We start from the raw sequence: 12,291 nt of genomic DNA, 5'->3' as shown, positions 1-12,291 counted from the left end.
AGATACAATAATATGACTATTCAAATTCTATTAGGAATACTCCTATTCACAAGCATCGTAATCAGTCTTGTGTTCATAATTCTTTTTGCGCGCTCAAAATTAGTGGCTAGCGGTAATGTAACGTTACATATCAATAAAGAACGTGATATAGAAGTACCCGTAGGCGGAAAACTATTAAACTCACTGGCAGACAGCGGTTTATTTATCGCGTCGGCTTGTGGTGGCGGTGGAACTTGCGCTCAATGTAAAGTAAGAATCTTTGACGGTGGCGGAAGTTTACTCCCTGCTGAAGAATCTCACATCAATAAGCGCGAAGCTCGGCATGGTGATCGTTTAGCCTGTCAGGTAAACGTAAAGCAAGACATGGTAATCGAAGTACCTGAAGAGGTATTTGGTGTTAAAAAGTGGCAATGTAAAGTTAAATCTAATGAAAACGTAGCGACTTTTATCAAAGAACTAGTGCTTGAATTACCTGAAGGCGAAGATGTTAACTTCCGTGCTGGTGGTTATATTCAAATCGAATGTCCACCGTATGATCTGAAGTATTCTGAATTTGATATTCAGGAAGAATACCGCGCCGATTGGGATCACTTCAAACTATGGGATATCGAATCTCACGTGCCAGAACCAGCGCTTCGTGCATACTCGATGGCAAACTACCCTGAAGAAAAAGGGTTGATAATGCTGAATGTTCGTATTGCTACACCTCCTCCAGGTGAGAATAATATTCCTGCAGGCGTTATGTCGTCGTATATTTTTGATCTTAAGCCCGGTGATGAAGTCACTATCTCAGGACCATTCGGAGAATTTTTCGCGAAAGATACCGATGCTGAAATGGTATTTGTCGGTGGTGGTGCTGGAATGGCTCCAATGCGCTCTCATATATTCGATCAGCTTGGTCGATTAGCAAGTAAACGTAAAATCAGTTTCTGGTATGGAGCAAGAAGTCTGCGCGAAGCTTTTTACGTAGAAGAGTTTGATAAGCTAGCCAAAGAGCACGATAATTTTGAATGGCACCTAGGTTTATCAGAACCACAGCCAGAAGATAACTGGGAAGGCTATACAGGCTACATCCATGACATTCTTTACAATAATTATCTGAAAGAGCATGCGGCTCCTGAAGACTGTGAGTTTTACATGTGTGGTCCACCAATGATGAATACAGCTGTTATCGATATGCTTGAAGAAATGGGCGTTGAAGAAGAGAACATTATGCTGGATGACTTTGGTGGCTAAGCAGCTTTTTAGCTCACTTGATAATATAGAAATACTAGTAAGCAACGCATAGTAAACAAAGTCGTTTACTAGTATTTCAGGAAATTTTTATGCAAATATTTTTATTCACATTTATGGTATTGTTATTAGCATTCTTAGGAATGGCTGCAGGTGTGTTGCTGAACAACCGTGAGCTTAAAGGCAGCTGCGGTGGTTTATCAAATATTCCCGGTGTTAAAGGGGATTGTAGTTGTTCTAACCCTTGTGAAAAACGTAAAGCACGTATGGCTCAAGAAGAAAAAGATAGTGCGGAAAACAGCGATACAAACAGCAACGAACAACAAAATATAACAAAAGACTACGCCCAGATTAACATTGATCAGTTGAGAACAGGCATAAAGTAATAGTATGCTAGGCTTGCCCGCTAGTACTACCCCGCTAATTAAACCTTAACCTTAAGGTTACAAATAGGAGTTTTATATATGTCAAAGTCTGATGAACTTCATGTGCGTTATCACCTAAATCCTAATTTTATCAAGTTCAAACCTGATCAGGAAATAGGCGAAGCAATTAAGCTTTTCAATAAACACCGTATTTTCGGCGCACCTGTAGTTGATGATCTTGGCAACCTGGTCGGTATGATATCTGGTACTGATTGTATTAAAGCTGCGCTTAAATCTAATTTCGACTCCTCTTTCAGAGGTCAGGTTCAAGACTTCATGACACCTGACGTAAGAACGGTAGAAGCTGATTACAGTTGTTTGTATGTTGCTGAAATGTTTCTGAAAGACCATTACAGACGTTACCCAGTAGTTGAGAATGGCAACGTGATTGGCATGATTGGCCGTACAGATGTTCTTAAAGCTTTGGAAATGTATCTCTGCTAAGTACTTAATGTGCTTAACACGCTACTTTGCTTTTGTCTGAGCTAGATCATCACGATCTAGCTAAACAACTTAAAATCCCTTTCTTAATGTCGTAGCTTCCGTCAGAAGTTATGACACTCTCATGTTTTTTAACATTGAGTTTCTAAAAAAATAACTTAGCTGAATAATTATTTTGCTTGTCGTAGATAGCTTTTGGTAAGCGATTAGTTTCAAACAATTTGAGACTTAATGGGTTCAATGGTTTGTCGATCATTGTACGTCGACGATTCCTTGCGGAATCTACGACGGACTTTAGCTAACTTACCGTTTCGTTTTGTTGAAACGGCTAATTCAGCCGAGCAAAGCGAGACAACAGCTTTAGCTGGCCCTTTAGGGCGAGGCTTCAGCCGAATAATTATTTGGCTTGCCATTTCCGGCTTTTGGTAAGCGATTAGTTTCAAACAATTTGAGACTTAATGGGTTCAGTGATTTGTCGATCATTGTACGTCAATGATTCCTTGCGGAATCTATGACGGACTTTTCCGGCTTTTGGTAAGCGATTAATTTCAAACAATTTGAGACTTAATGGGTTCAGTGGTTTATCGATCATTGTACGTCGACGATTCCTTGCGGAATCTACGACGGACTTTTCTGGCTTTTGGTAAGCCTAGAAAAGCCACCCCCCAACTTACAGGGCTTTTTTTATATTCTAATCTGACTATTAATATATTTTATAAAAATAGTTTGTCTCACTGTAAATGCTTTATACTTTCTATCACTTAAATTAATTGGGTGTGGAAAGTATTTTGGAAATCAATGCGTTAACTTGTAAAAATATAGCTCTGGGTTTAAGTCTCAGTCTATTTATCTTCTCAATTCAAACAGTAAACGCTGCCCCAAGATTCAGTCATGATCAGGAAACAATCATTGACTCAACGACAAAACTGCAATGGCAGGATTCCTATAAAAATAATAACGGTAAAGTAAAATCCGGTAGTTTTATTCAAGCCAATAAATACTGTTCAAGCCTCGCGTTAGCGGCCAAGCAAGACTGGCGTCTACCCACAAGAGTAGAGCTACTAAGTATCGTCGATACAACTCGAGTCGCTAAAAATCAGCCTGCTATTCAAAGCGCATTTAAAGTCGTCGCCACCGAAGATACCTATCACACAACCACAGAATATGAAGACGATCCCGAATCACATTGGACAGTAGACTTCTATCACGGCAATAGCCTAGATGTCGCTTTATATACTTCTGACGGTTATCACATCCGCTGTGTCAGATCGGAGTAGCATCAACGCATTACACCTTTTTAAAATCACTATGGAATCTTAAATGAAAAAACTCCTTTTAATCACAGCAGTAGCACTTTCGGCTATTTCAGTCCCAGCGAGTGCTTGTAATTATAAACAAGCACAAACCAAGATGATGGAAGTAAACAATATGATGCAGATTCATAACCGGAAATTTGCGGCATCCATCCAGAAAGGACAAGAGCCAAATCCGGCAGATGAGCGTGTTCGTCAAGGATTGGCAACAGAATCAGCTGCCGCGGGCATCCTGCTAAGCAAAGAGAGCGAGAAGAATCCAAATATTCAATACGGGACGAAAGTAAACCCTGCTATTTGTGCCAAATACGATGGGATAATGAAAAAATATGCGCCAGCTGGTTATAAGAAGGCACCGATAAATCGGGCGGGAATGCTAACAACAAAAGGTCAGAAATCGAACGCTTCTGGATGTAACGCAAAAAATATCTGGGATCGTTACGGTGTAGCCATTAAAAAACAAAGTGCGCTGTCTAAACAGGGAAGAATAACCAAACAGGAAAATGGCGCTTATATGTCCTTGATGACAAGGTTTGGTCAGCAGTCGACAACCAATGTCAATCAGGCCTGTGTGACCTTATCTCAAATAGAAAAGAAATTATCGGCTGAGTAATCTCTTTGAATAATTGATTAGCCACCCCCCTACTTATAAGCCTTTTTTTGACGTCTTTATTTAAGTACTTAAAAATGGCTCCAAAGTAGGGGGGTGACTAAATCTGTGATAGAGATAACTGTGACAACAGTAGCTGGGTCACAGCAACCTAGACACAGTATTTCTAAATCTCTAGTAACAGAAGTTCTAATTACAGCTTTAGAACAGTCCTTTCAGTTTATCCTTTAACTTATCTTTAACCTGATCTTCAACACTCTTAGGTTTCTCCTCGGGTGCATTTGGATCTTGACTAGCAGGAGTCTCAGATTTTTTACCGCCTAACTGATTGATAATCGCATCACCCAGTTTATCGCCTGTTTGTTTCTTCAGTTTTTGAACAGCGTCGGCTTTGGCATCTTCAAGTTTCTGTTTGATCTTTTGTTCTTGCTCAGCCTTCTCTTTTTCGAATTTGAGTTTAAGTGCCTTCTTTTCTTCCTCGAGCTTTTCTTTTGCCTGAAGTTTGAGTTTTTCCACATCTTGCGCGGCAACAGCTTTGAGCAAGTCTGCTAAATCCAGAGAAAATTTAGGATTAGAAAAAGTACCCGTCACTCTCAACGGAGCAAACAAAGGTCGTTTCGGGTCTTGATTGTTTGGACCAATACGCAAACTCATATTCAATTCCTGACTGGCGACATTCGCCGTACCAGAACCTTTGATATTGAAATAGGGTGATTCCAGACTCAAATTATCGGTCTTGAATTCGCCATTTGTAGCTTTGAAGTCGCCACTCAATCCTGTGAATTTCACTACCGATTTACCGTCTTCTACTTCTTTTTTCTCAAACGCTTTAACCGCTAAAGATACTTTTTCTGCAAGGTTCGAATCACGAATCGTACCGTCGCTAAGCCCCAGAGTAGTTGTACCATTAAGGTTCTTCAACAAAGCATCGATGCTATTACCGCGTGAACTCAAGTCAGTAATCAACTTGGTGCCACCAGATACATACTTATCCTGAAATAGATCAAACAATAAACCTTCCGAACGAACGCCTGTTAGCTCGTGGCGCATTTTCATGGTTGGCACTGCCTGTTTCGCATCCAGCGTGATGCGGCCTTTGTAATTACCCGAGTACAATTGCGCGTTCGCTGGGTCGATAACAATTAGCCCCTGTTTTGCATTTACTTTCGCTCTGATGTTACTCATATTGATTTTATTCACCAGCATCTTGCCGATATTAAAATCACCATCAATATTTAATTTGCGCAAGGTATCCAGCGGTAATAATTCTTTATTGCCTCCAGCACTCGCTGGCGCAGCAGCAGTTGCACCTTTTGCTTCAGGCGCTAAATAATCGTCGAGGTTGATCGTGTTAATGGTTAACTTGGTACGTATACTCGGCGATGCGAAATTCGAGATTGCCAGATTGCCCGAAAGCTGACTCTTATCAAGTGTTGCCTTTAGGCTTTGTAAATCTACGCTATCGGTATTTGCCTTAAGTGCAAACTGAGCCTGTACCTGTGAAAGCGCAGTCGGGTTCTTCGTCACCGGTGGTTCGATACCAAAGGTTTTCATTACCGTTTTTAGGTTAAAGGTATTGGTGCTGAATTGACCAGAAACGCCCGGTTTCGCCGCCAGCGGCTGTAATTGTACGCCAGAACCTTTTACCTCAAGACCCGCCAGTTTAACCAGTAGATTGGATAAATTCACCGCGCCTTTATTGTTTGCCCAGTTAAGATCAAGGTTGCCGCTACCTGTTTGTGTCAATTTGCCACCAGGTACCAAACCACCTTCTACCTGACTGTTAAGCGTGATTTTGGGTGAGGTAACTTGCGAGTTCTTAAGATCAAGTTGAAGATCTCCCGCAATGTTAGTATTTGCCTTGCCGCCTTTTAATAACTCGCCATTCGCATCCGCAGTCAGTTTTAATCCAGTCATTGATAGTAACTGCTTAGCCAGATCAAACTGTGTATTGCCGTTTACCTGTGCATTCGCCACGCCACCTTTGACATAACCGCCCGTTAACTGGGTGGTTAATGCAAGATTAGGTATGGATAGCTTTTGCGTACCAAGGTTAAGTTGCAAATCGCCATTTACGTTGGCATTCGCTTTACCGCCCTGCAAAACTTCGCCACTGGCATCAGTCACGGCTTTCATACCAGTGATGTTGAGTAGTTGCTTCGCTAGGTCAAGCTGCATATTACCGTTAATTTTGGCGTTTGCCGCGCCGCCTTTAACGTAGCCGTCAGCAAGTTTTGCATCTAACGCAAGATTAGGAATCGATAACTGCTGTGATTTTAGATTGAATTTTGTATCGCCCGTAATCAATGCCTGCAAAGTTCCGCCAGCCAAAGGCTTGCCATTCACATTACCATTAAGCTTCATTCCGGCAATTGTTAACTGCTGTGCGTTAACATCAAAATTCACATTGCCAGATACGTCCGCTTTTGCCGTACCTTGCTGAACCAAATCACCCGTTAACGTCGATTGCAGAACCAAATCAGATACGCTGATTTTTTGTGGATTGCCCTGAATGCTGCCGCTGATATTCGCTTCTAAGGCGCCATTAGGTATTTGCGCACCCGTTACCTTGGTTTTTAATTTAAGCTTGCTCAGGCTGAAGTCTTTGTTGTTATTGGTTAGGTTAATCGTAGTACTGCCATCAGCAGTTACTGTCATTGACGGGTTCTTTTGCGTCATCACGACAGACAGTTCCACAGGTAAGGCTTTGCCCGGACTGAATTTACCCGTTTTCAGATTAAGTGGAGAAAGCGTTATATCCTGCTTCGCCAGATCATCACGCCAGCGGATTACCGCATCATTAAGGCTAACGCCTGCAATCGAAAGGTTCTGCAACATCTCTTCAACCGCTTTTGACGGCTCTTTTTCTACCTGTTCGGTACTTTCATCTTTGGCGTCTGATTTTACAAGGCTATCCCAGTTACTCGAACCATCTGCTTTACGGTGAAGATTTAACTTCAGTCCATCCAGCATCACAGCATCTGCTTCAATTTTTTTGCTAATCAACGGCATTAACTTCACAGAAACTTTGCCCGAATCAATCGTCGCAAACTGTTCGCCAGCAAACCCTTCTGCATTCGTCAGAGAAGTCTTGCCCATTTCAATCGCCAGATCAGGATAAACCGCAAGATTCAACTCGCCATCTATCTGCAAATCTCGTCCTGTTTGTTTCTTTACCAAACCAGTAATTTGATCTTTGTAGTTATTGGCATCGAACGTGGCAACAAATATAACCAGCGCGCCAATCACAACGGCAATGAGAATAAAAAAGGCTAAAATGAGTTTTTTAAACATAAAAGAGAGTTCCGCTTTGAAAGATTATTAAAGTGTCGCAGTATCCCTAGTTGGGACTGGTTCTTAGTCTAATAGTTCATAAACTACGGGTCATTGTTTTTTGTTAATTTATTGGAATGAATGGTAAATTTGTCTGTAATCGATAAAGACTGAAAAGATAGAGGGGACGTATAAAAGCGGTTAACCAGCACGACTTATTTTAGAGGTTTAACTATAAGCTTGAATCAACGTTATTTTGGATGAAAAGCTAGATATGACGCGTTAAAGATTTATGCAAAGTTATGCCAATGTAACACATGTGTTTTGCTAACGATGTTGTGTTAACTAATGAAGTTTCGCCGTCATCAGTGACATTTCTTTCGAATAAACCTGATTGCGACCTTCTGATTTCGCTCGGTATAAGGCCTTATCCGCTAAATCAACCAGCTCCGATCCGGTTGAAAACTCGCCGACGTCAAGAGTCGCCACACCTAGACTAACAGAGACATAAGACGCTGTTGGTGATTTCTCGTGGGGGATTGCCGCTTCCACGATTTTTTCCCGGATGACTTCAGCAAACTTAATCGCGATGCTTTCATTGGTTAATGGCAGAATAACGGCAAACTCTTCGCCACCATATCGCGCAACCAGATCACCGTCACGATTAAAAATCTCAGACACAAGGTTCGCCAGTTTGGTCAAGCATTCGTCACCTTCCACGTGGCCATAATGGTCGTTATAGAGTTTAAAGTGATCAATATCAAAAAGAATTAATGAAATAGAAGACTGGTGACGAATAGCGCGTTTAATCTCAGCATCCAAGGTGTCATCGAAACAACGGCGATTAGCGATTCCAGTTAAACCATCCTTAATCGATAAGCCAAGCAACTGCTCATTATTCTCAGACAGTATTTGCTGTACTGCAATCAGTTGTGATTCTTGCTCTTTGCGTTCTGTAATGTCTCTGACAATTCCTGTGAAATGACGAATAGTGCCGGTTCTTACCTCGGCCACTGACACTTCCATAAAGAACTCTTCGCCATTTTTGCGTTGTCCAACCATCTCTCGGCTACTGCCGATTAGTTGAGATTTAACCGTACTTAAATAACTCGAAAGATTCTCTCCATAATGTTCGGCGTACATTGGCGGCATCAAAATCTTGATGCTTTCATTGATGACTTCGTTTTCGTTATAACCGAAAATATCTTCGGCAGCGGGGTTGAAAGTCAGCACCGTGCCATTGCTGTCTATCACGATAATGCCATCAACCGCGTTATCCACAATGGCTCTTAAATGCGCTTCGCTTTCGCTTAACAATTCTTTGCGGTGAAACGCATCAATCAAATTGCCGATCGCATTCCAGATAATATTCAGCTCGCTAATACACGTATCTGTATAGGCTTTTTTAGAATTAGCCAGCGCCACCATGCCCGTTAGTTGTTGTTTACCATTGTACTGGGGGATTCCAACGTAATTTCTAATTGCAGGATGACCTGCAGGCAGGTCCATTTTTAACAATTCAGACTCAGGATTATTATTAATTTCAACTTTGCCCGTTATCAGCGCCCGACAAAATAGATTATCAATATCAGTAAACGTCAAGTCGCCCTTAATCACCGCTTCAAACATATTGCGGCTCGGTAAATCCCAGGCGATATTCGTTACTACCAGCACTTTCATACAGAGTTGATTATCAACATCGTATTTCACTTCACCGATAAGACCAAACTCACTCTGGCTCAACTCTAACAGTGTATCTAGCATGTCACAGTAAACCGCGCCAGTATCTTGTACCGTCAGAAATTTTGACTGCATATTATGCACAGCGTCTTGAATGGTCTGTTGTCGCATCAGCTGAACATCACGGCTTTCCAGGTCATTGCGCATGTGATTAAAGTTTTCAACAAACTTTGAAAGCACCGTATTCGATGATTGCGGCAGAGGTGTCAGAAAATCCCCTTCGGCAATGCGCGAGGTAGCAATACTCAATTTTTTCAAGGGCAGGTGGATAAATCTGTTTTGTAGAAACACACCGACCATAACGATTAAGAAACTCGAAACCAGCACCAACAGTTCCAGATGTTGCAGCTTCTCCACTTTGGGGGCAATCAGTGACTCAAGGTCCGTCTGAACTTGAATATTGCCCAACTCCTGTTCTTGATAGATCAGAGAATGTTTGACGATATTAGAGGCGTCAGATTGTGATAATTCTATTTTAGATAATGGATATAACTGCGTGCCATCCAGCTTTTGCAAAACCACAGCACTCCAGGCTGGGTTCTTTTCTACCACATTATCAAGCGTGGTATGAATTTCCGCCAAATCGCCCGACAACATCGCAGGGATGACAGTATCTGATAACAGACGAGTCTTCTCTTTCTCATGTGTCAGAATGCTTTCTATTTCTGTATCAACGTAATAAGGCAGCCACACAAAATGCAAGATGGCAGCCAAACCGATCATCACAAATAAAAAGGGGAAGTAGTATTTAAGGAATTTCATAAAATAAAAGTAATCCGCAGATTACTTAACGTAAAAGGACTCCAACCCCATCTCAAGTAACTCGTCATAATCCTTGAGTTCAGCAACACCAAGCTTCTTCATCGGAATTTTCTGTAAAAGCTTCATGTCTTTTTCAGATGACGCCATTTTCAAAAACGCATCCTGCACCTGTTGACTCACCTCAGCAGATACCCGTGGATGGACCGCAACAGGATGCGGAGCAACCTTCGTCGTCTCATACAAAATACGTAAATTATCCTTAACCTCAGGCTTTTGTTGAGAAAACGTTTTCTGCACGCCGCCACCAGCTTCAGCCTGACCCAGCAACACATTAAGGTACACAGAAGAATGACTCTTCACATATTTGTATTCGGGCTTAATCATAAACTTGGTCGCAAATTCAGTACGCGGAATAAGCGCCGCACCCAATGCATTCGGCGCAGGAAACGCAACTACTTTGCCATCCAGCTGCTTCACATCAGTAATCGGGCTGTCCTTCTTTACCACTATAACGCCATACAATTTACGCCCAATATCGCGCACAATTGGCTGATAACCCTGACTCTTGTTAGCCACAATCAAATGATACGGATTCATATAAGCGAAATCGTATTCGCCCGCATTAAAAGCCTTCTCAAATTCAGGAATATCCGGCGAACCCACCAGCTTAAATGTTTTACCTGTTTCAGCTTCAAGGCGTTTAAGGATGGGTGTCCAAACCTCTTGAGTGCGACGCGCATCAAACTGCGGAACCACGCCAACGGTGTAACTGGATTCAGCAAATGACTGAGTGGGTAGTAAGCCGACGCTCATAATGACCATCATAAAAATGGTGAGAAGGTTATTTTTATTCATTTATTTACCTTTCAATTTGCCTCTTTAAGGCAAAATTTATTATGCAAATTATTTTTATAATTGATATTTGCTGTTATCAGCCAGATTAACCCATAAATATAATTTTGCGTAATCGATCCGATATACGGCATTTGGGGGGGATTGGGATTAAAAAAAAGTGCCCCAAAGTGGGGAGGTGGCTTTTATTATTTCGTAGCGAAGCTACGAGTTACCTTTTTGTCTACAGCAAAAAAAACGTAACCCAGCCGAGGCGATAGCCGAGACAACGTTGGAACGCAGTGACGACGACCCTTTAGTAACTGTGTTTAAAGTCAAAGGTTTTTTTCATAGTCTGGGCACCAGTCTGTATTATTTTTCAACATAGCATTGAGTATGGTCAATAACTTCCTCATGCACGCAACAAGAGCAACTTTACGCGCTTTACCTTTATTTACCAGACGCTGGTAGAACCTTCGAATCGGAGGGTTATATTGAATGATACTTAACATCGGCATATATAGCGCAGTACGCACTTCCTTTCGTCCACCCCAAATCATGCGCCTGCCCCGATATTGCCCACTGTCGTTACAAAAAGGGGCCACCCCAACCAATGCCGCAATTTCTTTGTGAGTGAGTTTCCCAAGCTCCGGTAAACGTAACAGCAGGGTATTGGCTGTTTGTTCAGCGATACCCGTGACTGCCATTAGGCGCCGTTTTTTATCTGCAGTGTCACTGTCCTGATTAATCAGGGACTGCAGTGTTGCATCAACTGTTTTTAGGCGCTTTTCGAGTATTGTAATCATACTGTTGATAGATGCACGTATTAGCTTGTCGGTCGTGGTTTCCAGCTGCTGCTTCTCTGTGATGAGGTAGCGACGTAACTGCTGCCTGCGTCTTAATAGCGCTTGAAGTCGCTGTTCTTGCGGGGGCTTCTGTTGTGAGAGGATGACCTCGTGGGTCATGGAAAAGTCACGAATCACGGTGGCATCAATGCGATCATTTTTGGCGAGCTGCCCCAGTGAACGGGCATGATCACGGATACGTTTGGGATTAACAACCGCAGTTTGAATATCATGGGAGAGTAAATACTGTTCAAACGGTTTTTCATAACCGCCTGTTGCTTCCATTACAAACAAGCCTTCGTGCTTGAGGTAATCATTGGCACTAAAAAACTGCTCGAATGCAGCTTCATTGTTTTCAATGGTCCAATGAAAGTCATCAAAGACGATATCCAGTTTGAGTTTGGCGACATCCACACCGATGATCTTGCGGGTTTGGTTTGATTTATTCATAATGAAATTCCTTGGTTTCTCTGCCTTGTAGATACGGATTCACAGATCCTGGCAACTGTTCGAGATAATCTAAGGGATGGGTATGGCGGCTTTACTAAAGACGGTTTCTAGAACCTAGGGTGAGACAGCCTGCCATACCCTTTTAATTTAGAGAGCGACCCTAAATTAAAAACAAGTGTGTAACTTGTAGTTGGAACATACAAGGGTGAGACGCAGTCGAATAATAAATGCCGTTTATTTTACGACATCATAGTTTTAAATTCAGAGGGGAAACAATGGGGCTGAAGGAAACTCGCTCATTCTTTGCTCAAACACCCTTCATCCTAGCCCATTGTTTCTTGAGATAGGGGTTGATTTTGAATCAGGGG

9 protein-coding genes are annotated in these 12,291 nt (G+C 42.1%); 5 read left to right on the top strand and 4 right to left on the bottom strand.

Features of this window, described 5'->3' with window-relative positions; genetic code table 11:
- Window positions 1-12 precede the first annotated feature (12 nt).
- The 5 genes from nqrF to OO007_RS01045 all read left to right on the top strand — a co-directional run bounded on the left by nqrF (window position 13) and on the right by OO007_RS01045 (window position 4,025).
- Window positions 13-1,236 carry an NADH:ubiquinone reductase (Na(+)-transporting) subunit F gene (gene nqrF / locus OO007_RS01065; RefSeq protein WP_131904188.1) on the top strand — a complete coding sequence of 408 codons (1,224 nt, stop codon included), beginning with the start codon at window positions 13-15 and terminating at the stop codon, window positions 1,234-1,236.
- An 89-nt stretch (window positions 1,237-1,325) separates the two neighbouring features.
- A complete protein-coding gene (gene nqrM / locus OO007_RS01060; RefSeq protein WP_325807364.1) occupies window positions 1,326-1,619 on the top strand; it encodes a (Na+)-NQR maturation NqrM in 294 nt (97 codons plus the stop codon).
- Window positions 1,620-1,697: 78 nt separating this feature from the next.
- A complete protein-coding gene (locus OO007_RS01055; RefSeq protein WP_131904186.1) occupies window positions 1,698-2,102 on the top strand; it encodes a CBS domain-containing protein in 405 nt (134 codons plus the stop codon).
- Window positions 2,103-2,887: 785 nt separating this feature from the next.
- Window positions 2,888-3,376, top strand: coding sequence for an Lcl C-terminal domain-containing protein (locus OO007_RS01050; protein ID WP_325807363.1), 489 nt, complete (start codon window positions 2,888-2,890; stop codon window positions 3,374-3,376).
- A gap of 43 nt (window positions 3,377-3,419) precedes the next feature.
- A complete protein-coding gene (locus OO007_RS01045) occupies window positions 3,420-4,025 on the top strand; it encodes a hypothetical protein (RefSeq protein ID WP_325807362.1) in 606 nt (201 codons plus the stop codon).
- A 198-nt stretch (window positions 4,026-4,223) separates the two neighbouring features.
- Here the strand turns inward: OO007_RS01045 and OO007_RS01040 are convergent, their stop codons facing one another.
- The 4 genes from OO007_RS01040 to OO007_RS01025 all read right to left on the bottom strand — a co-directional run bounded on the left by OO007_RS01040 (window position 4,224) and on the right by OO007_RS01025 (window position 11,923).
- Complete coding sequence (locus OO007_RS01040; RefSeq protein WP_325807361.1) at window positions 4,224-7,316, bottom strand: AsmA family protein; 3,093 nt, start codon at window positions 7,314-7,316, stop codon at window positions 4,224-4,226.
- Window positions 7,317-7,640: 324 nt separating this feature from the next.
- Window positions 7,641-9,797 (bottom strand): diguanylate cyclase, encoded by a 2,157-nt coding sequence (locus tag OO007_RS01035; protein ID WP_325807359.1) that lies wholly within the window; start codon window positions 9,795-9,797, stop codon window positions 7,641-7,643.
- A 21-nt stretch (window positions 9,798-9,818) separates the two neighbouring features.
- A complete protein-coding gene (locus OO007_RS01030) occupies window positions 9,819-10,652 on the bottom strand; it encodes a phosphate/phosphite/phosphonate ABC transporter substrate-binding protein (RefSeq protein ID WP_325807357.1) in 834 nt (277 codons plus the stop codon).
- A 311-nt stretch (window positions 10,653-10,963) separates the two neighbouring features.
- The gene (locus tag OO007_RS01025; RefSeq protein WP_325807356.1) at window positions 10,964-11,923 is read right to left on the bottom strand and encodes an IS110 family transposase; all 960 of its coding nucleotides are present in this window, start codon (window positions 11,921-11,923) and stop codon (window positions 10,964-10,966) included.
- Window positions 11,924-12,291: the final 368 nt, after the last annotated feature.

Source organism: Cocleimonas sp. KMM 6892 (assembly GCF_035798195.1).
Lineage (GTDB): Bacteria > Pseudomonadota > Gammaproteobacteria > Thiotrichales > Thiotrichaceae > Cocleimonas > Cocleimonas flava.
This window is presented reverse-complemented; position numbering and strand designations above follow the sequence as displayed.

Coding starts and splice junctions, on each gene's coding strand:
- OO007_RS01045 (WP_325807362.1), top strand. CDS start 3,420: ATGAAAAAACTCCTTTTAATCACAGCAGTAGCACTTTCGGCTATTTCA.
- OO007_RS01030 (WP_325807357.1), bottom strand. CDS start 10,652: ATGAATAAAAATAACCTTCTCACCATTTTTATGATGGTCATTATGAGC.
- nqrF (WP_131904188.1), top strand. CDS start 13: ATGACTATTCAAATTCTATTAGGAATACTCCTATTCACAAGCATCGTA.
- OO007_RS01040 (WP_325807361.1), bottom strand. CDS start 7,316: ATGTTTAAAAAACTCATTTTAGCCTTTTTTATTCTCATTGCCGTTGTG.
- OO007_RS01025 (WP_325807356.1), bottom strand. CDS start 11,923: ATGAATAAATCAAACCAAACCCGCAAGATCATCGGTGTGGATGTCGCC.
- OO007_RS01035 (WP_325807359.1), bottom strand. CDS start 9,797: ATGAAATTCCTTAAATACTACTTCCCCTTTTTATTTGTGATGATCGGT.
- nqrM (WP_325807364.1), top strand. CDS start 1,326: ATGCAAATATTTTTATTCACATTTATGGTATTGTTATTAGCATTCTTA.
- OO007_RS01055 (WP_131904186.1), top strand. CDS start 1,698: ATGTCAAAGTCTGATGAACTTCATGTGCGTTATCACCTAAATCCTAAT.